Below are 23483 nucleotides of genomic sequence, written 5' to 3' on the forward strand. Positions count from 1 at the left end.
GGGACGCGATGAGCACGCATGAAGCGATCCGCCAACCGCGGTTCACCGGGCCTGCGGGCTGGGCGGCGATCCTGCCGCCCAGCCCGCCGCGGCCGGTGCTGCAAGGGGCGCAGGGCTGCGACATCGCCATCATCGGCGCGGGCTATGCCGGGCTCTCGGCGGCGCGCCGGTTGTTGCAGATCGATCCGAAGCTTTCGGTGGGGGTGCTCGAGGCCGGGCATCTGGCCGAGGGCGGCACCGGGCGCAATTCGGGCTTCATGATCGACCTGCCGCATGAGTTGACGGCCTCGGACTATGCCGCGGGCGGCGAAAGCCGTGACCGGGTGCTGACGCGGCTGAACCGGTTTGCGATCGATTTCGCGGCGGCGGCGGTGGCGGAATTTGACATCCCGGCGGGCTGGTTTCGCCGCACCGGCAAGATCAACGGCGCGGCCTCGGACGTCGGGTTGGCCGCGAACCGCGCCTATGCGGAGCATCTGGCTGCGCTGGGCGAGGCGCATGAGATGCTCGACGCGCGCGCGATGCGCGCGCTCACTGGCACCGATTATTATCAGGGCGGGCTTTTCACCCCCGGCGCGGCGATGCTGCAACCGGCAGGCTATGCGCTGGGTCTGGCGGGGGGGCTCGAACGCGCGGGGCTGCGGATCTACGAGCGTTCCGGCGTGACCCGGATCGAGACGAATGCAAGCGGCTGGACGGTCAGCACCGCGGGCGGGTCGTTGACCGCCGCGCGCGTCATTCTGGCGACGAACGGGCATCTGGAAAGCTTCGGTTTCGCCAGGGGGCGGCTCATGCATGTGATGCTGAACGCCTGCATGAGCGCCGAGATGAGCCCGGCGCAGATCCGGGCACTGGGCGGGGCGGAGGAATGGGGCCTGACCCCGGCCGATCCGATGGGCGCGACGGTGCGGCGGATCGGACCGGCGCAGGGCGGGCACCGGATCGTCATCCGGCAGGGCGCCTATTACCGCCCCGGCATGGAAACCACTCCGGCGGAACTGGCGCGGCTGGTGCGCGCGATGCGGCGCAAGTTCGACGCCCGCTTTCCGATGCTGAAGGATCTGGCCTTTGACCATGCCTGGTCGGGGCATCTGTGTCTGACGAAGAACGCCGTCACGATGATGCGCGCGCTTGAACCCGGGCTTTTTGCCGCTTGCGTGCAAAACGGGCTGGGCACCGCACGGGGCACGCTGAGCGGGATCGGCGCGGCGGAACTGGCGATGGGCCAGCGCTCGGAGATCACCGACTATTTCGGCGCCGAACCGGAGCCCACAAAACTTCCGCCACATCCATTCGACACGATCGGCGCAAACGCCTATCTTCGGCTCAAGGAATGGCAGGCCCGCCGCGAATGAAACCCCGGGAAAGGAGTGCGATGGCCCCCGTCAGACGTCGTCATCTGCCCTCTCTCGGTGCCTTCGCCACGTTTGAAGTGGCGGCCAAGCATCTGTCCTTCACGCTGGCTGCGAAGGAATTGAACGTGACGCAAGGCGCGGTCAGCCAGCAGATAAGGCTTCTGGAAACCGCGCTTGAGACGCCCCTTTTCATCCGCAAGCACAATGCGCTTGATCTGACCGAGGCGGGCAAGGCGCTCTTTGCCTCGGTCACGGTCGGGCTCGATGCGATTGCCGATGCGGTGGCTGCGATCTCGGGCGGGACCGAGCCGCAGCAGGTCACTGTCTCGGCCACCGACGGCATGGCGCGGTTCTGGCTCAAGCCGCTGATCGACAGTTTTCGCGCCCTGCACCCCGAGGTGGGCTTCACCATCCTCGCCTCGGATGCCGATGACACTTTGCGCAACTATGCGCAGGTGGACATCGCGCTGATCTGCGGCAACGACCGGTGCGAGGTCGGCGAGCAGGTGCATTTCCTGTTTCCCGAACTGGCACAGCCGGTCTGCGCGCCCGCCTATCTGGCCGCGCATGGGCCCTTTGAGACGGTCGAAGTCTTTAATCAGATCAATCTTTTGCACCTACATGACAGCCATTGGAACGCCGATGCGATCGGCTGGCAGCCGCTGGGCTGGACGGAATGGTTTCGCGCCAATGGCGGGGTCTGGGCCAAGGCGCCCTCGAGCCTGATCACCAACAAGGTCGGTCTTTTGATCGAGGCGGCGCTGGTGGGCGAAGGCGTGATGCTGGGCTGGCACCACATGGTGCGTCGCCATATCGAGGCGGGCGAACTGGTCTTTGCCCATCCCGGCACGATCGGCGCGGGGCGCGGCAATTTCCTCAACTGCCGTCAGGCGGCGTTGCGCCGCCCCGCCGTCGCGCGTTTCGTGGCGCATCTGCTGGCGGCGCTCTGAACCCTTCTTGCAATAGTTTCCCTTATGCCGCGCCGCACGAAAAACTCGTTTGCGGGCAGATGCGAGGCTGACGGATACTTCTGGAATTCCGGGCAACCGGAGCGCCGGTGAGACATCAGAAGCTCTTCGGCACGGGAGATGAAACAGAGCAAATCGACGCTATCGGTCCCGCCGCAGCCCTGCGCCGCGCGATCCCGGCTGCGCGTCAGATTTGTTCGGAAATGACCAACAGGAGAGCGAGATGCGGAAGTTTCTGGGTGCGATCTGCACGGCGGCGATGGTGATGGGCGGGGCTGGCGCGGCGCTGGCCGAGGGCAAGGTGATCCATATGGGCACGATGTCCTGGGAAGACCTGACGCCGATCACCGGCATCACCAAGAAGGTGCTGGAAGACAAGGGCTACACCGTCGAGGTGACCGAGTTTTCCGAATGGGGCATCGCCTTTGCCGCGATGACGCGCGGCGACATCGACATCATGGCCTCGCAGACCGATTACGTCGCGCATGATTACTGGACCAAGAACATGACCGCGCTGGAAAAGATCTCGCCGGTCTCGCACGGGCTCTATCAGGCCTTTGCGGTGCCCTCCTATGTCGATATCGCCTCGATCGAGGATCTCAATGCCAATGCCGACAAGTTCGGGGCGAAGATCATCGGCATCGAACCCGGTTCGGGGCTGATGCGCGATGCGGCGACGGCGGTTGAGGATTACGGTCTGGATCTGGAACTGGTCGAAGGCTCGACCGGGGCGATGACGGCGGCGCTGAAATCGGCGGCCGACCGCAAGGACTGGATCGTCGTCACGGTCTGGACGCCCTCGTGGATGATGCTGAAATACGACCTGAAGTTCCTCGCCGATCCGAAGGGCGTCTTCCCCGGGCCGCAAAGCTACTACTGGGTCGGCGCGAAGGGCTTTTCCGCCGCCAACCCGGCCGCGCGCGAGGCGATCGCCAGCGTCTATGTGCCGCTTGAGGACATCACCGCGATCAACGCGGCAGTGAATGATGGCAAGACGATGGATCAGGCCGTGGCCGACTGGCTGGCCGCCCATGCCGATCTGGTGTCGCGTTGGGAAGACATCAAGGCCGAATGAATTCCACCGGCCCGGGGGCGCCCCTGCCTGCGGGCCGTTCAATTCCTGCGCGCGAAAGACCATCGGCATGACGCAAGACCCCTCTGAAATCCTCATCGACTGCCGCGATGTCTGGAAAGTTTTCGGCGAACGCGCCGAAGACGCGATCGCGGCGATCCGCACGCACGGCGCGGGCAAGCGCGAGGTGCTGCGCGATTTCAACTGCGTGGTCGGCGTGGCCGAGGCCAGCTTCCAGATCCGCAAGGGCGAGATCTTCTGCATCATGGGGCTGTCCGGCTCGGGCAAATCCACCCTTGTCCGGCTGCTCAATCGCCTGATCGAGCCTTCCTTGGGCGAAATCTCGATCCGCGGCCGCAACATCTCGCAGATGAACCGCAAGGATCTGCGCGCGCTCAGGGCGCATGAGATCGGCATGGTGTTTCAGTCGGTGGCGCTGATCCCGGGCCGCACGGTGCTCGACAATGCCGCCTTCGGGCTGGAGGTGCAGGGCGTTGCGCGCGCCGAACGCCACCGCATCGCGCTGGATGCGCTGGCGCGGGTGGGGCTGTCGGACTGGGCCAATCACTTGCCGAAGCACCTCTCGGGCGGGATGCAGCAGCGCGTCGGGCTCGCCCGCGCCATCGCCTCCGACCCCGGCATCATCCTGATGGACGAACCGTTTTCGGCGCTTGACCCGCTGATCCGTCGGCAATTGCAGGACGAATTCCGGCAACTGACCAAATCCTTGGGCAAATCCGCCGTCTTCATCACCCATGATCTCGACGAGGCGATACGGATCGGCGACCGGATCGCGATCATGAAAGACGGGATGATGATTCAGATCGGCACCGCCGAAGAAATCGTGCTGCACCCGGCCGATGCCTATGTGGCGGAATTCGTCGCCGGAATTTCGCGGCTGCATCTGGTCAAGGCGCATTCGCTGATGCTGCCGCCCGGCGCTTATGCCGGTCCGGTCGAGAAACTGGCCCGCACCGCGCCCGAGGCCGACGTGCAGGCGCTGATCGATCTGGTGCTGGCCGCGCCCGAACAGGCGGTAGCGATTGCCGAGGGCGAGACGCTTTTGGGCGTCGTGACCGCCCGCACCCTGTTGCAGGGCATCCGCGGCGAAGACGCCGATCAGAAGGCGCAGTAAGATGGCATGGCGTGACGGCATCAAGGCCTTCGATGCGGCCATCGACGCGGGCATGGTCTGGATTTCCAGCCATGGCAACGAGGCCTTCGCGCTTTTGCGCGGGCTGCTGGAGGGCGGCTTCGGCGCGATCCTGTGGCTCTTGGCCGAACTCCCGTTCTGGGCGCTGGCGGGCATGGTGGGGGCGCTCGGTTGGCGGTTGCTGGGGGCGCGCTTCGGGGCCTTTGCCACGGCAAGCCTTGCGCTTTGCGCCGCGCTCGGGCTTTGGACCGAGACGATCGAGACACTGGCGCTGGTTCTGTCGGCAACGACGATGGCGGTGCTGATCGGCGGCGGCATCGGCGTTTTCGCCGGGCTATCGCCACGGCTCGCGCAGGTGCTTGATCCGGTGCTGGACCTGATCCAGACCCTGCCGCCCTATCTTTACCTGCTGCCTGCCATCGCCTTTCTGGGCTATGGTCCGGCCACCGCCATTCTGGCCACCTTCATCGTCGCGGTGCCGCCCACGGTGAAGCTGACCGCGCTTGGCATCTCGCGCACGCCCGTCGAGTTTCTGGAACTGGGCGCGGCCTCGGGCGCCAGCGGCTGGCAGGTCTTTGCCAAGATCCGCCTGCCCTTCGCGCTGGCCTCGATCATGGCCGGGGTGAACCAGAGCCTGATGATGGCCTTTGGCATGGTCGTCATCGCCGGCATCGTCGGCTCGGGCGGGCTTGGGCAAACCATCTATGCCTCGGTGCGCACGCTCGACATCGCCCGTTCGGTCGATGCCGCCATCGCCATTGTCGTCCTGACCATCGTGCTTGACCGCCTGAGCCAGACCGCCGCCCGCCCCCAAGGCCAGCAAAAGGAGATCCGCACATGAGCGATCCGCTGTTTTCCCCCGGCACGCTGATCGCCGCGGGTCTCGACTGGCTGAACACCCACGGGCATGGCGTTTTCGCGCTGATCGGGGGCGCGGCAGAGGCGGTGCTCGATGGCGCCGAGACGGCGCTGCGCCTGCCGCCCGCCTGGGCCTTCATCGGCGCGGTCACGGCGCTGGCACTTTGGGCCTTTGGCGGGCGCATGGCGCTTTTGGCGGCGGTGTCGCTGGGGCTCTGCCTTGCGGCGGGGCTTTGGAAACAGGGGATGCAGACGATTGCGCTCGTCTCCGTTTCGGTCACGGCGTCTGTGGCGCTGGCCTTTCCGCTTGGCCTTCTGGCCGCGCGGCGGCCGCGGCTGGAACGGGCGCTGCGCCCGGTGCTCGACATCATGCAGACGGTGCCGCCATGGGTCTATCTGATCCCGGCGGTGATGATCTTCAGCCTCGGCAAGGTGCCCGCGCTGATTGCCACCGTCGTTTACGGCATCCCGCCGATGCTGCGCATCACCACGCTTGCGTTCAAGGAAGTCCCGCATGAGCTGGTGGAACTGGGGCAAGCCTCGGGCGCGACCCCGCTTCAAGTGCTGAGCAAGCTTGAAATCCCCGCGGCCCGCAAGACGCTGCTGGTCGGGCTGAACCAGACGATCCTTTTGTCGCTGGCCATGGTGGTGCTGGCCGGTCTTGTCGGCGGCGGCGGTCTGGGGGCAGAGGTGACGCGCGGGCTGACCCGGATGGAGATGGGGCTTGGACTGCGCGCGGGTCTCTCGATCGTCGCTGTTGCCATCTTCCTTGATCGCATGTCACGCAGGGCGCTGGAATAAACGCCCGGAGCGACGATGACCGATTCTGCGCCCTTGGTGCCGCTTGGCGCCGCTTTCTTCCCGGTCAAAACCCCGGGCGAGACCCGCAAATACGCCTTTCTGCTGGTGCCGGGGTTCACGCTTTTGGCCTTTTCCTCGGCGGTGGAGCCGTTGCGCATCGCCAATCAGCTCTCGCAGCAGCCGCTTTATCAATGGCGGCTGCTGTCGGAGGAGGGTCAGGCGGTGGCCTCGTCTTCGGGGATTTCGGTCTGCACCGATGACGATCTTGCGGCGCTGCCGCGCGACACCCGGCTCTTTGTCTGTTCGGGCAATCCGGCCAGTGCCGCCGCCGCGCCGCCGGTGGTGGCGATGGTCAGCCGCCATGCCCGCTTTGGCGGCACCGTGGGCGGCATTTGCACCGGCGCCGTGGCGCTGGCCGAGGCGGGGCTCTTGGCGAACACGCCCTTCACGCTGCATTGGGAAAACCAGCCCGCCTTTTGCGAGGCCTTTCCCGATCTCTCGCCCAGCCCGACGATGTTCGAGATCGCGCCACGGGTGATGACCTGCGGCGGCGGGGCCGCCTCGACCGACATGATGATTGCGCTGATTGCCGCCGATCACGGCGCGGAATTTGCGGCGATGGTGTCGGAAATGTGCCTGCGCAAGGTGATGGTCGGGGTCGATGCGGCGCAGCGTTCGGCGCTTTCGGTGTTGATCCGCTCGCGCAATCCGGGGCTGATCGCGATGGTGGCGCGGATGAAGGCGCATCTGGAAGACCCGCTGCCGCTGACCGAGCTGGCGCGGCTTTCAGGCTATTCGCGCCGTCATGTGGAGCGGATGTTCCTGTCGGTTCTGGGCGAAACGCCGGGGGATTTCTATCGCGGGCTGCGGCTCGACCATGCGCGCAATTTGCTCTCGACCACCGATATGCCGCTGATCGAGGTGGCGGTGGCTTGCGGCTTTGGCAGCGTGGCGCATCTGTCGCGCAGCTTCCGCGCAAGGTTCGGCATCGCCCCCACCAAATTCAGCCGGGGCCTGCGCGGCGGTCCTGAACCTGCCCAGATGCGCCGATCAACCAGCCGTCCCAAGCAGCCGGAAAGCTGAGCCAAGCCGCCTCCAGACAGCTTGGCTTGCGTTCGCCGCGCGGATTTGGTCTCGCACCAACAAGGCTGCGCGCCGCGTTGTTTTACGCCTCCACCTGCAAAAGGGTCTTGATCGCGCGGCGTTCGTCCATCGCGCGGTAGCCCTCCTCCACCTCCGCGATGGGCAGCACCAGATCGAAGACCTTGCCCGGGGCGATCCGGCCCGCCAGCACCCTGTCCATCAGATCGGGCAGGAAGCGGCGCACCGGGGCGGGGCCGCCCAGCATCCGCTGCTGCTTGAAGAACATCTGCTGACCGTCGAAGCTGACGCCATGCGGCACGCCGACATAGCCGATCGAGCCGCCGGGACGGCACACGCCCGTCGCCTGCGCCATCGACCCGACGGTGCCCACCGCCTCGATCACCGAGGCCGCACCGATGCCCCGGGTCAGCTCCAGCACGCGCGCGATCCCCTCTGCACCGCGTTCGGAAACGATGTCGGTGGCGCCAAACTCCAGCGCCAGTTGTGACCGCGCCGCATGCCCGCTCATCGCGATGATGCGTTCCGCGCCCAATTGTTGCGTCGCCATCACCCCCATCAACCCGACCGCGCCATCGCCCACCACGACCACCGTTCCGCCTTCGCGCACATCGGCCGCCACCGCACCATACCAGCCGGTTCCCAGCACATCCGACACCGCCAGCATATGCGGGATCATCGCGGCATCGGGCATCTCCTTGGTGGCAACCAGCGTGCCATCGGCCAAGGGCACGCGGGCATAGGGCGCCTGCGCGCCGGTCATGAATTCGCGCCTCTCGCACGACGATTGAAAGCCGAACTGGCAATGCGGGCAGGTGTTGTCCGAAAGGCAAAAGCTGCCCACGACGAACTGGCCGGGTTTGACGGAGCGGACCTCAGAGCCCACCTCGACCACGACGCCGCAATATTCGTGGCCCATGTGCATCGGCGCATCGATCGGGTTTGCGCCGCGATAGGGCCAAAGGTCCGAGCCGCAGATGCAGGTGGCCGCCAGCTTGATGATCGCATCGGTGGGTTTGAGAATTTTCGGATCCTCGACACGTTCATAGCGAACGTCGCCGGGGCCGTGCATCACGGTTGCATACATCTTCTGTCCTTTCTTACGGGGCATCCGGCCCAGCGGCATGGGCGCAAGCTAGGGGTTTTCCGTCCCGACGATAATGCGCTAGACCGGTATTGGGTCTATCTTCGGGGAAGATGAATGCGGCGCGATGAAATGGGCGATCTGATCGCCTTTCTGGCAGTGGCGGAGGAGCGCAGCTTTACCCGCGCGGCGGCGCGGCTCGGCACCTCGCAAAGTGCGGTCAGCGCCGTGGTGCGGCGGCTTGAAGAGCGGCTTGATGTACGGCTGCTGACCCGGACCACCCGGTCAGTTTCCGTGACCGAGGCGGGGCAGCGGCTGGTGGATGCGCTGCGCCCGGCCTTTGACGGGATCGAGGCGCAACTTGCCGCGCTCGATGACATGCGCTCGCGTCCATCGGGCACGATCCGGCTGACCGCCTCGCGCCATGCGGCCGAGCGGATCGTGATGCCGGTGGCGAACCGGCTGATGGCCGATTACCCCGAGCTGCGGGTAGAAATCCTTCTCGATCAACGTTTTGTCGATATTGCGAAAGAGGGGTTCGATGCCGGCATCCGGCTTGGCGAAAGCGTCGATCGGGACATGATCGGGGTCAGGATCTCGGGCGATCTGCAACTGGTCGTGGCTGGCTCGCCCGCCTATTTCGCCCGCAGTCCTGCGCCGCAAACTCCGCAAGACCTGACGGGGCACAACTGCATCAACCTGCGCCTGCCGACGCTCGGCGGGCTTTATGCGTGGGAATTCGAAAAGGACGGCCGCCCCCTGACGGTTCGGGTCGAGGGGCAATTCACGACGAACGACCCCGAGCTTGCGCTTCATGCGGCGCTCGATGGCCGGGGGCTTGTGTGCCTGATGACCGATTATCTTGCCCCGCATCTCGCCTCGGGGCGGCTGGTGCGGGTGCTCGCCGACTGGTGCCCGCCGTTTCCGGGCTATCACCTTTACTACCCCAGCCGACGCCAGATCACCCCGGCGTTTCGGCTTCTGATCGACGCGCTGCGCTGGCGGGGGTAGCCCCCCGCCAAGGGTCGGGCGGTCAGCGGTAGGAAAGGGCAAGGATCGCCTCGGGCAGACGCGCGCCTTGAACCGCGATCTTCGCCGCCTCGGCTTCGATCTCGGCCAGATCCTCGGCGGTCAGGCTGACCAAGGCCGCCCCCACATTCTCGGCCACGCGGTCCAGCCGCCGCGTGCCCGGGATCGGTACGATGAAGGGGCGCTGCGCCAAGAGCCAGGCCAAAGCGATCTGCGCGGGCGTGGCCCCCTTGGCGGTGGCGATGCGCGCCAGAAGATCGACCAGCGCGATGTTCGCCGCCCGCGCCTGCGTCGTAAAGCGCGGCGAATGGGCGCGGAAATCATCGCTGCCGATCTGGGTCGTGGCGTCGATCTTGCCGGTCAGGAAGCCCGCGCCCAAGGGGCTCCACGGCACGAAACCGATGCCGAGTTCGACGCAAAGCGGCAAAATCTCCGGCTCGGGCTCTCGGGTCCACAGCGAATATTCGCTTTGAATGGCCGCCACCGGCTGCACCGCATGGGCGCGGCGGATGCTTTCGGCCGAGGCTTCGGAGAGACCGAAGGCCCGCACCTTTCCCTCGGCGATCAGATCGCGCACTGTGCCTGCGACGTCTTCCATCGGCACATCGGGATCGACGCGGTGCTGGTAGAACAGGTCGATCACCTCGACGCCCAACCGCTTCAGACTGGCCTCAGCCACCTGACGGATGCGTTCGGGTCGGCTGTTCAGCCCCCAGTCGCGCACCCCGGTGACTTGATCGATGTTCCAGCCGAATTTCGTGGCGATCGTCACCTTGTCGCGGATCGGTGCCAAAGCCTTGCCCAGCAATACCTCGTTCGTCCAAGGTCCATAGATCTCGGCGGTGTCGAAATGCGTCACGCCCAGATCGTAAGCGCCGCGGATGACGCTGATCGCCTCGGCTTCGCCCGGGGCGGCGCCATAGGTGGCGGCGAAACTCATCGTGCCAAAGCCGATTTCGGAGACCTCAAGCGGGCCAAGTCTGCGAGTTTTCATCTCTTTCTCCTGCAAGCGGCGGTACCGTTTCTGCCGATCAATCTGGGGGCGGCGGGGCGCGGCGGCAATCGTCTGAAATCAGATTGCTTTCATCTGCTGTGGATATGAATGATCCGGGCCGTCGCGGCATCCCAATTCATATCCGACGAAGATCAGCCTTAGCGCAATTCAGGCACTGGTCAGAGCAGTGCATTGCGCGCAGATCGGCGGCGAGATCGGCCAAACTGGCCGGGAAAGGTCAGACCATGCCGCAGATGCCCCTGCCCTCCCGACGTCGCACACAACATGCCGTGTTGATCGTCGTACTTGCAACCTACATGATGATCATTCTTGACACATCAATCGTGATCACCGGCCTGCCCGAGATCCGCGACGGCCTTGGCTTCAGCCCGACCGGGCTCAGCTGGGTGCAAAACGCTTATACGCTCAGCTTCGGCGGCTTCATGCTTTTGGGCGCGCGGGCGGGTGATGTGCTGGGGCGGCGGCGGGTCTATCTGGCGGGGCTGGCGGTGTTCCTGCTCGCCTCGGCTGTGATCGGGCTGGCGCCGAGTGCGGGGGTCTTGTTGATCGCCCGCGCGGTGCAGGGCGCAGGGGCGGCGGTGCTGGCGCCGACGACGCTCTCGCTTTTGACCATCCACTTTGCGGAAGGGGAAGAACGCAACCGTGCCCTTGCGCAATACGCCGCCGCCGCCGGGATCGGCTCGAGCCTTGGGCTTGTGCTGGGCGGGGTCTTTGCCGGCTGGATCTCGTGGCGGGTCGGCTTTCTGGTCAACGTACCGGTGGCGGGGGTGCTCTATTGGGCCGCCGCACGGCTTTTGCAGCGCCATCCCGGCACCGGGGGGCGGCTTGACATCAGCGGGGCCATCCTGTCGACGCTGGGCATGGCGGGGCTCGTCTATGGCATCGTGCGCTCGGCCACAGCGGGCTGGACCGATCCGGTCACCCTGGGCACGATTGCGACGGGGCTGGCGCTGATCGCGGCTTTCCTGATCGCGCAGCGCCGCCGGGCCAACCCGCTCTTGCCGTTGCGCCTGTTCGCCAGCCGCGAAAGGGTCGGCGCCTATCTTGCCCGGATGATGTTTCTGGGCGCGATGGTCAGCTTTTTCTTCTTTTCCACGCAACTGATGCAAGGCGAGTTGCACCTGACGCCGGTGCAGGCGGGGGTTGGCTTTCTGCCGGTGACGGTACTGACCTTCCTTGCCTCGCTTTCCCTGCCGCGCCTTGTGCGGGCCTTCAGCAACGGCCCGGTGCTGATCGCGGCCTTCCTTGCCATCGCTTTGGGCCTTGTCTGGCTGGCGCAGGCAAGCCTTGACGGCTGTTACCTCGACGCCGTCGCGGCGCCCATGCTTCTGATCGGCATCGGTAACGGGCTGGGTCTTAGCCCGCTGACCGCCGCCGCGATGCGCGGGGTCGCCCCCGAGGAGGCCGGGGCTGCCTCGGGTCTGGTGAATGTCGCGCATCAACTGGGCGGCACGCTGGGGCTGGCCACGCTGATCACCGTTTTCGCCGCCGCGATGCGGGGCGTTTCGCCCCCCGAGGCGGCCCTTGCCCAAGGGATTGTGGCCGGGCTGCACGGGGCGGCGGCTTTGGCGGGGCTTGGGGGGATGATCAGCCTTGCCCTGATCCGTCCGGCCGAATGTCGGCGGTAGCGCCGGCAGACCCGCGTTTCGAGGAGGCGCGTGGGGCCGCGGACCACCCGGTAGCGGGTCGGTCCCGCCGGGAACCGTGCTTCGCTCGACAACGATGGACGACGCCTATTTCCAGTTTCAGCGCAGCGACCTTGGAGGCGGCCCGCCATACTTAAAGTCCGTTTGCCACCCGTCGAGACGGTGCCAGGCTTCGCACCGCGCCCCGCACGATCGGCGGCTCAGGGCCGCCCACGCCTCTCGCTGAGATTGCTGCAGCGGCGGTTTCTGGGGCAGTATTTGTCGTACCGGAGGAGCCCGTCGCTGAACACAACGCGGTGCATCGAAGCGGTCGTTCGCGCGTGGGCTGCAAGAAGGGTGTCGTGGCTTTCCCCTCGTTCGGGTTTGAGGCGTCAGAGCCCCTCTTGGCCGTCAAGAATATCCTTCCATGATGCGCTTGGCGGGGTCTTTGCCCCGGCGCAGACCCGGCATGTCCGGCACGAGAGGTCGTCTCGGAGCAAATCCATTTGAGGCCAAGGACGCCGGGCTCAGGCCAGCCCCGCCAAATGGGTCAGAATTCCAAGGCTCGCCGACCCGGCCAGCACCCCTGCCATGCCCCAGCCACGCTTGAACACCGCCCAAAGTGCCAAGGCGGCAATCAGCGTCGCGGGCAGATCGAGCGTGGTGATCTGCGGCAGATCAAGAGCGGCCGGCCCGAGATCGACCCGCCCCACCTCGCGCCAGAGCAGATGCAGCGCGAACCAGAGCGCAAGGTTCGTGATCACCCCCACCACCGCCGCCGTCACCGCCGAAAGCGCCGCGCCCAGGGCCCGGTTTGTGCGCAGCCGCTCGATGAAGGGCGCGCCAAGGAAAATCCAGGCAAAACAGGGGGCAAAGGTCACCCAGCTGGCAAGGAGGCCGCCCAATGTGCCCGCAATGAGCGGCGCCTCCCAGCCCGCGATGCGAAAGGCCGCCATGAAGCCCACGAATTGCAGCACCATGATCAACGGCCCCGGCGTCGTTTCCGCCATGCCCAGCCCGTTCAGCATGTCGCCCGGGGCAAGCCAGCCGTAATCGGTTACCGCCGCCTGCGCCACCCAAGCCAGCACCGCATAGGCGCCGCCAAAGCTCAGCACGGCCAGTTTCGAAAAGAAGAGCGCAATCGCGGTGAAGACACTCTCCGGCGCAAGCAGACAAAGCGCCGCCACCGGAACCAGCCAAAGCATCAGCACCACGGTGGCTGCCTTCAGCGCGGCGCGACGCTCGGCTCCGGTCGGGTCGCCGTGCTCCTCGCCCAGAACCGTTTCGGCATCGGTGATCGCAGGGGCGCCCGCCGCGCCATGCCCGCCGGGAGCGAAGGCCTTGGGCGCGATCAGGCCACCAAGCACGCCAATCAGCGCCGACGCCGCCACGATGAGCGGAAACGGCAGCGCAAAGACGAAAATCCCCACAAAAGCAGCCAGCGCCAGCGCCCGTTGCGCCGCCGTCTTTAACGCGCGTTTCGCCACCCGCGCCACCGCCTGCGCAACGATCGCCAGCACCCCGGCTTTGAGCCCGAAGAACAGGCCCGCAACCAGCCCGACCTCGCCCCAAAGCGCATAGATCCAGCTGAGGGCCATCAGTGCAGCCACACCGGGCGCGATGAACAGCAGGCCCGCCAGCAGTGCGCCGCGCACGCCATGCATCAGCCAGCCGATATAGGTGGCCAGCTGCATCGCCTCGGGACCGGGCAACAGCATGCAAAAGTTCAGCGCATGCAGGAAACGCGCGTCTCCAAGCCAGCGTTTCTCCTCGACAAGAATGCGGTGCATGACCGCGATCTGCCCCGCCGGCCCGCCAAAGGACAGGCCCGCGATCCGCGCCCAGACGCGCGCCGCTTCGCCCAGACCGGGCCGTTCGATGGTCGCGGGCATCAGGGCCCTCCTGCGGCAAGGATGTGCTGCCCCATGCGGGCCTGTCAAACCCGCACGGAACAGGCTTGGGCGCAGATCAGGCCGCGTCGTAATGGGCAAAGACGCGGGTCTGGCCGTCGGGCGTGATCAGATGCACGTCATAGGCCTCGCGCTGATCTTCAGGCCCCATGCCGGGGGCGCCGAGCGGCATTCCGGGCACGGCCAGCCCGAGCGCCGCGGGGCGTTCTGCCAGAAGCCTTCGGATGTCGGCCGGGGGAACGTGGCCCTCGATCACATATCCCTCGACGCGGGCGGTATGACACGAACGCATCGGCGCGGGGATGCCGCTTTGCACCTTGAGCGCCTGCAGCGCGTCGTAATCGATCACCCGCACCGTCACGGCAAAGCCGTCGGCCCGCAACACATCGATCCAGGCTTCGCAGCAACTGCAGTCGGGATCCTTGACGACAGTGATTGCCACCGGTTCTGCGGCGGCAAGCGGGGACGCGGCCAGAAGCCCCGCCACAAGGGCGAGGATCTGACGGCGGGACAGGTCGTGCTTGGTCATGTCGGTTCCCCCTCAGGCGCTGACGTGGAATTCGGTCATCATGCCGGTGGCGAGATGCCCCATGTGGTGACAATGCAGCATCCATGGCGCGGCCTCGCCCGCATCCAGCGCGACCGTCACGCTGCCCATCGGCGGCACCGAGACGGTATCGCGCACCGCGCCCTCGAAACGGGCGCCGTTCACCTCGACCACCTGAAACACATGGCCGTGCAGATGCATCGGATGCGCCATCATCGACATGTTGTGAAACATCATCTCGACTCGTTCGCCCGATTTCGCCTTCACGGGCAAGCGGTTATCCCATGTCCGCCCGTCGATCGTCCATTGATAGGGCATCATCATCCCCATCAGCATCACCATCGGCTGCGCTGTGGCAGTCCGTGCGGGAAGCGGCGTGACGGCGCGGAGCGCCAATTCCTGCGTCATGTCCCCCGAGACCGCCGAATGGGGCACGTCAGAAAGATCGGCCAGCTTCGGCACTGCCGCCCCTTTCGGCGCGAGGATCAGCCCGGTGCGCTCGCGCGTGCCTTCGCGCAGCGCAAGGATCGGCAGGGCGGCGCCGTCGCCCGGCATCTCGATTTCAATGTCGAGCCGCTGCCCGGGCGAAATCGCAAACCGCGTGCCCGGCAGCGGCACCACCGGGTTGCCATCGACCGCGACGAGCCGCGCCTTTGCCGCGCCGGTGTCGATCCAGAAGGCGGTCATCGCCGCCCCGTCGATCACCCGCAGCCGCACCCGGCCGCCCTTTTCGACCCGCACCACCTCGGGATCGGCGAGCGTCCGGTCGTTCGCCAGATAGGCGTCGAAGTCGTAATCGTTCAGATCCATCGACATACCGCCTTCCATCGCGGCGTGCATCTCTGCCATGCCGGGCATGGACATCATGGCGCCCATTCCCCCCATGCCCTGCATGCCCGGCATCGGCGCGGCGGAATGATCCATGGCGTTGTGGTCCATCGCCGTGCCGCCGGTGATCGTCTCGAGCACCTCTTGCGGGGTCGCAAAGGCGAAGTCATGGAGCAGCATCACCACTTCCTGCCGGTCTTCGGCGACCTCTTCGGGGCGGCGCACGATCAGCGGCGCGGCCAGAAGACCGATTTCCTGATCGGGGATGTGGCTGTGCATCCAGAAAGTGCCCGGGCGGGCTTCGAAATCGAAGCTGCGGCTTTGGCCGGGTTTCAGCATCGGGTTGGTGTTCGGCACGCCGTCTTGCGCATTGGGCGGGATCTGCCCGTGCCAATGCACGATGGTGTCGATCGCAAGCGCATTCGTCAGATCGGTGCGAAAGCGCTGGCCCGGATCAAGGCGCAGGCCGGACCGGCCCTGCGCATCCAGAAGGCCCATCACGGTCGCTGCACGACCATTCACCTCGATCACCCGCGTCGTGGCGGTGAGCGAAAAGGCGTCGGCAGCAGCCCGGGCGCGGGCAGGCACAAGGGGGAGCGCGGCAAAGGCCGCAGAGGCGGCCAGAAAGCCGCGGCGGGAAAGATTGGTCATGGTGATCTCCGGTTCAAGAAGGGGAACGTGGCGAAGATCAGACGCGGGGCGGCGGGCCCTCGGGTTCGGGGGAAACGAGCGCCAGCAGCACCGGAACCGCAGGCGGGAAGAGGCGCGAGATACGCTCGGCCCGTTCTGCGGGCTGCACCGGCTCGGGCGTCAGCGACGCGGACAGACAATGATGCAGGCAGCCGTCCGGCGCGGCAGGGTCGGTATGGTGTGAGGCAGACAGAGACGGCATCCCGCCCATGTCCTTCATGCAATCAGTGCCGTGATGCGGACAGGCCGGAGGCGCGGCGACGACCGGTGCAGCGGTTCCAAGCGCCGCCAGAAAGACGGCGATCAGGGTCAGGCGAAGCAGGGCGCAAAGAATCCGCATGGGCGCAGCATGGCACGAGACGGGGCCGCTGTCAGGTGACGATTTCATGAGCAAAGCGTGGCGGCTCCCTCGGTTCTCTTCAGGCATGATGATGCGACATCACCGTGAGCAAATTGCCCGGGGTGCCTTTGCCAAACCTTGCGCTGCGCCCGGCACGACCGAAGGCAATGGGCGGCTCACACCCCTTGCTGCGGTGGGCTCGAATGACCGGTTCGCAGGCCGGTGCCGTGAAGGTCGTTTGCCTCGAAAGGGCCGGGTACGTCGATCCGCACCGGGAGCGTCACGGCACTATGCGCGGCAGGTCAGGCCGGGCAGATCGGGCCGTGTCCGACGCTCTGACCTTTGCGGGGAGAATACGGCCGAGGCGGGCTTGCCGCCGAGAAACTGGTCTTGTTCGCCCCCGCTTCGTGGCAAGACCCAACGCAGGAAAAGGCCCCCATCCTTGCGGACAGGGGCCAGGTTCGTCGATCAGGCTCTTCATTGGTGCCCGAGGTTTTGGTTTCGCCTGGGCCTTCTCGACGTCTGGGGCAAGCGCACCTGCCCCCGATCTCTCAATTCAACACGCGCGCGCCCGCTTTCATCAGCGTGACGGTGGTGGTCGCGCCGCCCATGCGGATGTCGGTCACATCGAGCCCCTGCACCGCCGCAGCACCCCCGGCCGCCTCGCCCGTGACCTCAATCGAGGCGCCGCCGAAGGTGGCATCGAGCAACCGCCGCAGCGCCTCGCCCTTCGCCTCGGCTTCATAGCCGCCGGGGATAGGGCGCAGCGCCACTTCGGGCAGGGTCTTGGTGCCAACGATCAGATGCATGAGCTTCTATTGCCTATAGGAAGAAGAGTTTCAGGAGGCATCGCGCTGCCCCCTGATCGACGTTCATTCAGCTGCCACGAGATTAGCCCGTTGCAGTTCGACGGTTACCTTGAGATTTGGCTTCCCCGAAACATACCCAGAGAAAACGCCCCTGCCGGAGACCAATTGACCTTTGAGTTCCAACACGAAACTGCTCAAAGGTCCGAAGATCGACATTCCGTAGCCGGAGTGTTGACGAACACTCACTTTGCCGACCAGTGTATCTCCCTGCTCTTGGAACTTGCCGGAGAAAATAAACGCTGAGTCGCCCCCTTTCACAGTCAGGTCCTCGAGTTCAATAACCCCGGCCCCGACTGAGCCCAAGCTACTACGGAAACGCACCGTGTAAGTGCCATTGCTAGTGTGGGACACAGCCCAACTCCTTTCGATTTTCCCACAACCTCCCACGTTTTCCATGGGATAGGTCTGTGGATAGACCGACACGTTATTGATACCGCCCCTCAGCCATGATTTCCCGAGCCTATCGACCCGGGAGGGCCGAGATTTGGTAATCCGACGGTGTGCCAATCATCCGCCGGAAAGCCGGGGCGCAAAGCTCGAACCTTTGCGCCCCAACCTTCAACCTCTCAGCTACAACCGCTCGTGGCGCCGCAGGTGTTGCATTTCATGCAGGTGCCGTTGCGCACGAGCGTATAGTTGCCGCATTCGCCGCAGGCCTCGCCCTCGTAGCCCTGCATCTTCGCCTTGGCGCGCGCATCCATCGCCACCACGCCCGAGGCGATCGCGGTCGAGACGGCGACATTGGCCCCCACCGCCATCGCGGTCTCGGGCACCAGCGTGTTGAGCGCCGCCACCGGGTCCATCTGCCCGGCCCCGCCGCGCAGCACCACAAGCTCTTGCGGCAGCCGCTTGCGCAAATAGCCGGTCGAGGAGATCTGGCGCAGCACTTCGAGCGATTTCGAGGCCGCGCTCTCGCTCACCGGCTCGACATTGCGCTTGCCCTCGTTGGCGCCGCCACCAAGGTCGTCGAAAGCAGTGCCCTGCGGCTTGATATGGGCCAGATCGGTACGGTCGAGATAGCTCACCGCCAGTTCGCGGAACACATAGTCCAGTATCGAGGTGGCGTTCTTGATGCTGTCATTGCCCTGCACCATGCCCGCGGGCTCGAATTTGGTGAAGGTGAAGGCATCGACGAATTCTTCCAGCGGCACACCATATTGCAGCCCCACCGAGACCGCGATTGCGAAGTTGTTCATCATCGCGCGGAAGCCCGCGCCTTCCTTGTGCATGTCGATGAAGATCTCGCCCAGCGAGCCATCGCCATATTCGCCGGTGCGCAGATAGACCTTGTGGCCACCGACCACGGCCTTTTGCGTGTAGCCCTTGCGGCGGTCGGGCAGTTTTTCGCGGTGCGAGCGAACGATCTCCTTCACCACGATCTTCTCGACAATTTTCTCGGCCAGCACCGCGGCCTTCGCGGCCTGGCTGCCGGTGGCGAGGATCTCTTCGGCTTCCTCGTCGTCTTCCACCAGCGCCGCGGCGAGCGGCTGGGAAAGTTTCGAGCCGTCGCGGTAAAGCGCATTCGCCTTGATGCCGAGCGACCAGCTCAGCTCATAGGCCGCCTTCACATCCTCGATGCGCGCACTGTTCGCCATGTTGATGGTTTTCGAGATCGCGCCGGAGATGAAGCTCTGCGCAGCCGCCATCATGCGGATATGGCTCTCCACGCTCAGATAGCGCTTGCCCTTCTTGCCGCAGGCATTGGCGCAGTCGAAGACGGCGTAATGCTCGGGCTTGAGGAACGGCGCGCCCTCCAGGGTCATCGTGCCGCAAACATGGTCGTTGGCGGCGTCGATCTGCGCGCGGGTGAAGCCCAGATGGCGCAGCATGTCGAAAGTGGGGTCGTTGAGCTTCTCGGCCGGGATGCCGAGCGTCTTGGTGCAGAAATCCTCGCCCAGCGTCCATTGGTTGAAGACGAAGCGGATGTCGAAAGCCGAGGGCAGCGCGGCTTCCACCTTCTCGATCTCGCGCGCGCCGAAGCCATGGCCGATCAGCGCGGTGTGGTTGATGCCCGGGCAATTGCCAAGGCTGCCGTGGCCGACCGCATAGGCGATGATTTCCGCGACTTGCGCCGACCCGTAGCCAAGCCCCTCCAGCGCCGCGGGCACCGAGCGGTTGATGATCTTGAAATAGCCGCCGCCCGCGAGTTTCTTGAACTTGACGAGCGCGAAATCGGGTTCGATCCCGGTCGTGTCGCAATCCATCACGAGGCCGATCGTGCCCGTCGGGGCAATCACCGAGACCTGCGCGTTGCGGTAGCCATGCGCCTCGCCAAGCGCGAGCGCCTCGTCCCACGCCATCTTGGCGAGCGCGATCAACCCCTGATCGGGGCAATTCGGCGCATCCAGCGCGACGGGCGGCACCTGCAGCCCCTCATAGGCGCCGTTGCCATGCGCTGCGGCGCGGTGGTTGCGGATCACCCGCAGCATGTGGCCTGCGTTTTTCGCATAGCCCGGGAAGGCGCCGAGTTCGGCCGCCATCTCGGCCGAGGTCGCATAGGCGATACCGGTCATGATCGCGGTCAGCGCGCCGCAGAGCGCGCGGCCCGCATCGCTGTCATAGCCAAGCCCCATGTTCATCAGGAGCCCGCCGATATTGGCATAGCCAAGGCCCAGCGTGCGGAAATCATAAGAGCGCTGCGCGATTTCCTTCGAGGGGAATTGCGCCATCGTCACCGAGATCTCGAGCGTCACCGTCCAGAGCCGGGTGGCATGGACATAGGCTTCCGCATCGAACTCGCCGCCCTTGAAGAAGGTCAGCAGGTTCATCGAGGCGAGGTTGCAGGCGGTGTCGTCGAGGAACATGTATTCCGAGCACGGGTTCGAGCCGCGGATCGGCCCGTCTTCGGGGCAGGTGTGCCACTCGTTCACCGTGTCATGGAACTGGATCCCCGGGTCTGCGCAGGCCCAGGCGGCATGGCCGACCTGATCCCACAGATCGCGCGCCTTGATCACTTTGGCCACGCCGCCATCGGTGCGGCGCAGAAGCTCCCAGTCGGCATCGTCCTTCACCGCCTTCAGGAAGGCGTTGGTGACCCGCACCGAGTTGTTCGAGTTTTGCCCCGAGACCGAGATATAGGCGTCGCTGTCCCAATCGGTGTCATAGGTGGGGAATTCGATCGAGGTGAAGCCCTGCCGCGCATATTGCAGCACGCGGTTGATATAGGTCTCCGGGATCATCGCCTTCTTGGCGGAGCGGATCGCCGCTTTGAGCCCCTCGTTCACCGCCGGATCGACGCGTCCGGCCTCCGAGCCGTCAAAGCTGCGGATCGCCTCGAAGATCCGGTTCAGCTCGCGCTCGTGCATTTTCGAACCGGCAACGAGCGAGGCAACCTTTTGCTCTTCGATCACCTTCCAGTTCACGAATTCCTCGATATCGGGGTGATCCATGTCGCAGATCACCATCTTGGCGGCGCGCCGCGTGGTGCCGCCCGATTTGATCGCACCCGCCGCGCGGTCGCCGATTTTCAGAAACCCCATCAGGCCCGAGGATTTGCCCCCGCCCGAGAGCTTTTCGCCCTCGGCGCGCAAGCTCGAGAAGTTGGTGCCGGTGCCGGAGCCGTATTTGAACAGCCGCGCCTCGCGCACCCACAGATCCATGATGCCGCCCTCGCCCACGAGGTCGTCCTTCACCGATTGGATGAAGCAGGCATGGGGTTGCGGATGCTCATAGGCCGAGGCCGATTTCACGAGCTTGCCCGACATGAAATCAACGTAGTAATGGCCTTGGCTCGGCCCGTCGATGCCGTAAGCCCAGTGCAGCCCGGTGTTGAACCATTGCGGCGAGTTCGGTGCCGCCATCTGCGCCGCGAGCATGTAGCGCATCTCGTCGAAATAGGCGCGCGCATCTTCCTCGGTCGAGAAATAGCCGCCCTTCCAGCCCCAATAGGTCCAGGCGCCGGCCATCCGGTCATACACTTGCTTGGCCGAAGTTTCGCCGACAAAGCGTTGATCTTCAGGCAGTTTTTCAAGCTTGGCAGTATCGGGCACGGAGCGCCACAGGAACGCGGGCAGGCCCTCTTCCTTCACCCGCTTGAGCGCGGCCGGAACGCCCGCCTTGCGGAAATATTTCTGCGCCATCACATCGGCGGCCACCTGGCTGAACTGCTCGGGAACCTCGACGCAATCGTTGTGGAACACGATCTTGCCATCCGGGTTGCGGATCTCCGAGGTGGTGGTGGTAAAGGCAATTGCGCCATAGGCGCCGCTTTCCGCCGAGGTGAACTTGCGTTCGATCTTCATCTGCCCGTCCCTTGGTGCGTTCGTGGTCTCGTTTCGGTCTTGAGACGCAGGAAAGATCCGCTTGCAAACCCCCGCCCGGGATCTCGCAACTGCGGATCGTGCCTGGCGGCCGACCGTTTTGATTGGCTGTCTCGCTTGAGCGCCCAACACTAAATCTGGTGGCTCAACTTATGACGTCCCACAACCTGCCGCGTGTAGCAGGCAGCGTCAACGCAATTTTCACCAATTCCAGGCGCGTTTTTCTGTTGACGGGGGATGGCGGATTTTCCGCCCAGATTCTTCCACATCCGGCAGGGCCGCGGCGCGGCGCAGTCAGGGCGCGAATTTCCCTTTCGGCGCGCCATTTTACACGTCAAAGTTGTTGATGATGTCGAAATCATCCACAGCCCCCCAATATCTTGTGGAGAATTTGAGCGCGGGTCACGCCCGGTCCATGCTGCGGCTGCACGGGGACCGATCTGCCACGGTTCATCGCCAAAGCGCGGAAAAAGGAAGCAAAAGACGCTCCGAACGACCGCGGGGGATTCGCGGCTTCGGCCCCCTTGCACCACAAGACAAAGCCCCTGCGAGCAGGCCTCGCCCATACCATATGTAGCGGAAATATCCTTTCGATTCCCGATCCGCAAATAAGGATGGGGCCCCGAGTCGGTACATTTTTCGGATTTACAGGAGCACGAAAGGCCCATCGGCAGGATGGTCGGGGCGGCGAGATTCGAACTCACGACCTTCTGTACCCAAAACAGACGCGCTACCAGGCTGCGCTACGCCCCGACGCGCCCTCTCTAGCGGCAGGGCGCGGTGCTGAAAAGCGGAAATCTCAGGGAACGAGCGGTGCTACCGCAAACCCCGGCACCAGCCCCAGCTTCGCCGCCTGTCCGCCGCCGAGCTCAAGCACATAGCGCACCGGCCCGCCCGAGGGGATTGGCGTCTCGTCGAGCGGTCGCGCCCCCGCATGGATCCGCGCGATCCGCCCCTCCTCGTCAAGAAAGATCATGTCGAGCGGGATCAGCGTGTCCTGCATCCAGAACGCCACCTCGCGTGGGCTCTCGTAGAAGAACAGCATCCCGGTTCCGGGCGCGAGCATGGTGCGCCCCATCAGCCCCCGCGCGCGTTCGGCCTCGTCGTCAGCGATCTCCACGGCGATGCCCGCAAGCTCTGCGCCATCCCGGTCGAGGACGCAGAGCGCCGCCCTGTCACCTGACGCGCGCGCCGCCACAAGGGCGGCGGGGTCATGAGCCTGGGGCGCACAGGGTCCGGCCAGAGCCGCCCCGGCCGCGCACAAAGAAAGCGATAAACAGATCAGGCGCGCAGCGCCGCTTCCCAGCTTGCGACCTGCGCCGCCATGCGACCGCGCCGTCCCTCGATCACCTTCAGACATACCGCTTCCCCCGGCGCCAGATCGGCAAAGCCCGAGCGGCGCAGCACCTCGACATGAATGAACACATCTTCGGGCCGACCGAACACATTTGCAAAGCCAAACCCCTTGGCCTTGTCAAACCACTTCACCCGTGCCGGTTCATAGGGCAGCGCCGCGACCATCTCGGGGTCGGTCTCGCCCAGATCCTCGATCGGCGCGAGCCGGGTTTCGGCCTCGGGCGGCAGGATCTCGAGCACCTCGACCGCCTGCGCACCTCGCGGCGTCGCCTGCACCCGCACCCGGATCCCGGCATTGTCCGCCACCGATCCCTGACCGAAATTGCGAAGCACATTCGCGTGCAGCAAGATGTCCGGGCCGCCCTCTGCGTCGAGGATGAAACCGAACCCCTTGCCGGCATCAAACCATTTCACGCGCCCGGTTACTTCCCGGACACTGTTGTGTGTTTCCAGCATTCGCCGTTGTCCTTGGCCTTGCGCGGGCCGCTTCTGGATCTCTCGCGCGTCAGCTTCCAGTTGTCACAGGTCAGCGACCGGTTTCAAGCCGAAAAGACTGTTCGGTTCGGATGTTTTGCAATTCGCGAAGCGTGAATGACCGCCGTGATCGGGAACTGTAACCGACC

Annotated in this window: 20 protein-coding genes and 1 tRNA gene; 9 read left to right on the forward strand and 12 right to left on the reverse strand. The window is 65.2% G+C overall.

Features of this window, described 5'->3' with window-relative positions:
- The first annotated feature begins 8 nt into the window (after positions 1-8).
- The 7 genes from CRO22_RS14120 (at position 9) to CRO22_RS14150 (ending at position 7290) form a co-directional block, all read left to right on the forward strand.
- Positions 9-1355 (forward strand): NAD(P)/FAD-dependent oxidoreductase, encoded by a 1347-nt coding sequence (locus CRO22_RS14120; RefSeq protein WP_097070812.1) that lies wholly within the window; start codon positions 9-11, stop codon positions 1353-1355.
- Between the two features lie 20 nt (positions 1356-1375).
- Positions 1376-2305: a LysR substrate-binding domain-containing protein gene (locus CRO22_RS14125; RefSeq protein WP_097070813.1), complete on the forward strand. Its 930-nt coding sequence runs from the start codon at positions 1376-1378 to the stop codon at positions 2303-2305.
- A 241-nt stretch (positions 2306-2546) separates the two neighbouring features.
- Positions 2547-3398 carry a glycine betaine ABC transporter substrate-binding protein gene (locus CRO22_RS14130; RefSeq protein ID WP_097070814.1) on the forward strand — a complete coding sequence of 284 codons (852 nt, stop codon included), beginning with the start codon at positions 2547-2549 and terminating at the stop codon, positions 3396-3398.
- A 67-nt stretch (positions 3399-3465) separates the two neighbouring features.
- Entirely contained in the window at positions 3466-4530 is a 1065-nt protein-coding gene (locus tag CRO22_RS14135) for a quaternary amine ABC transporter ATP-binding protein (protein WP_097070815.1), read from the forward strand.
- 1 nt (position 4531) lies between these two features.
- Complete coding sequence (locus tag CRO22_RS14140) at positions 4532-5389, forward strand: ABC transporter permease (protein ID WP_097070816.1); 858 nt, start codon at positions 4532-4534, stop codon at positions 5387-5389.
- The gene (locus CRO22_RS14145) at positions 5386-6207 is read left to right on the forward strand and encodes an ABC transporter permease (RefSeq protein ID WP_097070817.1); all 822 of its coding nucleotides are present in this window, start codon (positions 5386-5388) and stop codon (positions 6205-6207) included. The genes CRO22_RS14140 and CRO22_RS14145 overlap by 4 nt, the downstream gene beginning before the upstream one ends.
- A gap of 15 nt (positions 6208-6222) precedes the next feature.
- Positions 6223-7290, forward strand: a complete 1068-nt coding sequence (locus tag CRO22_RS14150; RefSeq protein WP_245860985.1) for a GlxA family transcriptional regulator — start codon at positions 6223-6225, stop codon at positions 7288-7290.
- Positions 7291-7372: 82 nt separating this feature from the next.
- Here the strand turns inward: CRO22_RS14150 and CRO22_RS14155 are convergent, their stop codons facing one another.
- Positions 7373-8395, reverse strand: a complete 1023-nt coding sequence (locus tag CRO22_RS14155) for an alcohol dehydrogenase catalytic domain-containing protein (RefSeq protein WP_097070818.1) — start codon at positions 8393-8395, stop codon at positions 7373-7375.
- 114 nt (positions 8396-8509) lie between these two features.
- Here CRO22_RS14155 and CRO22_RS14160 point away from each other — a divergent pair, with 114 nt between their 5' ends.
- Positions 8510-9403 (forward strand): LysR family transcriptional regulator, encoded by an 894-nt coding sequence (locus CRO22_RS14160; RefSeq protein ID WP_097070819.1) that lies wholly within the window; start codon positions 8510-8512, stop codon positions 9401-9403.
- 22 nt (positions 9404-9425) lie between these two features.
- On the opposite strand, the gene CRO22_RS14165 is transcribed toward CRO22_RS14160, so the two are convergent.
- On the reverse strand, positions 9426-10415 hold the full coding sequence (locus CRO22_RS14165; protein WP_097070820.1) for an aldo/keto reductase: 990 nt from the start codon (positions 10413-10415) through the stop codon (positions 9426-9428).
- A gap of 245 nt (positions 10416-10660) precedes the next feature.
- On the opposite strand from CRO22_RS14165, the gene CRO22_RS14170 reads away from it, so the two are divergent.
- A complete protein-coding gene (locus tag CRO22_RS14170; protein WP_097070821.1) occupies positions 10661-12064 on the forward strand; it encodes an MFS transporter in 1404 nt (467 codons plus the stop codon).
- 524 nt (positions 12065-12588) lie between these two features.
- Here CRO22_RS14170 and chrA read toward each other — a convergent pair.
- The 10 genes from chrA to CRO22_RS14220 form a co-directional block, all read right to left on the reverse strand.
- Positions 12589-13953, reverse strand: a complete 1365-nt coding sequence (chrA, locus tag CRO22_RS14175; RefSeq protein ID WP_097070822.1) for a chromate efflux transporter — start codon at positions 13951-13953, stop codon at positions 12589-12591.
- Between the two features lie 76 nt (positions 13954-14029).
- On the reverse strand, positions 14030-14500 hold the full coding sequence (locus CRO22_RS14180; protein ID WP_097070823.1) for a DUF411 domain-containing protein: 471 nt from the start codon (positions 14498-14500) through the stop codon (positions 14030-14032).
- A 12-nt stretch (positions 14501-14512) separates the two neighbouring features.
- Positions 14513-15997 (reverse strand): multicopper oxidase family protein, encoded by a 1485-nt coding sequence (locus tag CRO22_RS14185; RefSeq protein ID WP_097070824.1) that lies wholly within the window; start codon positions 15995-15997, stop codon positions 14513-14515.
- Between the two features lie 37 nt (positions 15998-16034).
- Positions 16035-16376: a hypothetical protein gene (locus CRO22_RS14190; RefSeq protein WP_097070825.1), complete on the reverse strand. Its 342-nt coding sequence runs from the start codon at positions 16374-16376 to the stop codon at positions 16035-16037.
- Positions 16377-16927: 551 nt separating this feature from the next.
- Complete coding sequence (locus CRO22_RS14195) at positions 16928-17185, reverse strand: hypothetical protein (RefSeq protein WP_097070826.1); 258 nt, start codon at positions 17183-17185, stop codon at positions 16928-16930.
- A gap of 63 nt (positions 17186-17248) precedes the next feature.
- Positions 17249-17503: a hypothetical protein gene (locus CRO22_RS19430; protein WP_394341498.1), complete on the reverse strand. Its 255-nt coding sequence runs from the start codon at positions 17501-17503 to the stop codon at positions 17249-17251.
- Between the two features lie 308 nt (positions 17504-17811).
- Positions 17812-21486 carry a vitamin B12-dependent ribonucleotide reductase gene (locus CRO22_RS14205; protein WP_097070828.1) on the reverse strand — a complete coding sequence of 1225 codons (3675 nt, stop codon included), beginning with the start codon at positions 21484-21486 and terminating at the stop codon, positions 17812-17814.
- Between the two features lie 694 nt (positions 21487-22180).
- A tRNA-Pro gene (locus CRO22_RS14210) sits at positions 22181-22257 on the reverse strand.
- A gap of 46 nt (positions 22258-22303) precedes the next feature.
- The gene (locus CRO22_RS19215; RefSeq protein ID WP_245860986.1) at positions 22304-22624 is read right to left on the reverse strand and encodes a DUF192 domain-containing protein; all 321 of its coding nucleotides are present in this window, start codon (positions 22622-22624) and stop codon (positions 22304-22306) included.
- 161 nt (positions 22625-22785) lie between these two features.
- Positions 22786-23316 carry a cold-shock protein gene (locus tag CRO22_RS14220; RefSeq protein WP_097070830.1) on the reverse strand — a complete coding sequence of 177 codons (531 nt, stop codon included), beginning with the start codon at positions 23314-23316 and terminating at the stop codon, positions 22786-22788.
- Positions 23317-23483 lie beyond the last annotated feature (167 nt).

This window comes from Rhodobacter maris (assembly GCF_900217815.1).
Lineage (GTDB): Bacteria > Pseudomonadota > Alphaproteobacteria > Rhodobacterales > Rhodobacteraceae > Rhodobacter > Rhodobacter maris.

Bases quoted from the DNA above. Each gene is read 5' to 3' on its own strand.
- CRO22_RS14185 (WP_097070824.1), bottom strand. From the start codon at position 15,997: ATGACCAATCTTTCCCGCCGCGGCTTTCTGGCCGCCTCTGCGGCCTTT.
- CRO22_RS14165 (WP_097070820.1), bottom strand. From the start codon at position 10,415: ATGAAAACTCGCAGACTTGGCCCGCTTGAGGTCTCCGAAATCGGCTTT.
- CRO22_RS14140 (WP_097070816.1), top strand. From the start codon at position 4,532: ATGGCATGGCGTGACGGCATCAAGGCCTTCGATGCGGCCATCGACGCG.
- CRO22_RS14120 (WP_097070812.1), top strand. From the start codon at position 9: ATGAGCACGCATGAAGCGATCCGCCAACCGCGGTTCACCGGGCCTGCG.
- CRO22_RS14150 (WP_245860985.1), top strand. From the start codon at position 6,223: ATGACCGATTCTGCGCCCTTGGTGCCGCTTGGCGCCGCTTTCTTCCCG.
- chrA (WP_097070822.1), bottom strand. From the start codon at position 13,953: ATGCCCGCGACCATCGAACGGCCCGGTCTGGGCGAAGCGGCGCGCGTC.
- CRO22_RS14160 (WP_097070819.1), top strand. From the start codon at position 8,510: ATGCGGCGCGATGAAATGGGCGATCTGATCGCCTTTCTGGCAGTGGCG.
- CRO22_RS14195 (WP_097070826.1), bottom strand. From the start codon at position 17,185: ATGCATCTGATCGTTGGCACCAAGACCCTGCCCGAAGTGGCGCTGCGC.
- CRO22_RS14130 (WP_097070814.1), top strand. From the start codon at position 2,547: ATGCGGAAGTTTCTGGGTGCGATCTGCACGGCGGCGATGGTGATGGGC.
- CRO22_RS14135 (WP_097070815.1), top strand. From the start codon at position 3,466: ATGACGCAAGACCCCTCTGAAATCCTCATCGACTGCCGCGATGTCTGG.
- CRO22_RS14170 (WP_097070821.1), top strand. From the start codon at position 10,661: ATGCCGCAGATGCCCCTGCCCTCCCGACGTCGCACACAACATGCCGTG.
- CRO22_RS14145 (WP_097070817.1), top strand. From the start codon at position 5,386: ATGAGCGATCCGCTGTTTTCCCCCGGCACGCTGATCGCCGCGGGTCTC.
- CRO22_RS14220 (WP_097070830.1), bottom strand. From the start codon at position 23,316: ATGCTGGAAACACACAACAGTGTCCGGGAAGTAACCGGGCGCGTGAAA.
- CRO22_RS14180 (WP_097070823.1), bottom strand. From the start codon at position 14,500: ATGACCAAGCACGACCTGTCCCGCCGTCAGATCCTCGCCCTTGTGGCG.
- CRO22_RS14205 (WP_097070828.1), bottom strand. From the start codon at position 21,486: ATGAAGATCGAACGCAAGTTCACCTCGGCGGAAAGCGGCGCCTATGGC.
- CRO22_RS14190 (WP_097070825.1), bottom strand. From the start codon at position 16,376: ATGCGGATTCTTTGCGCCCTGCTTCGCCTGACCCTGATCGCCGTCTTT.
- CRO22_RS14125 (WP_097070813.1), top strand. From the start codon at position 1,376: ATGGCCCCCGTCAGACGTCGTCATCTGCCCTCTCTCGGTGCCTTCGCC.
- CRO22_RS14155 (WP_097070818.1), bottom strand. From the start codon at position 8,395: ATGTATGCAACCGTGATGCACGGCCCCGGCGACGTTCGCTATGAACGT.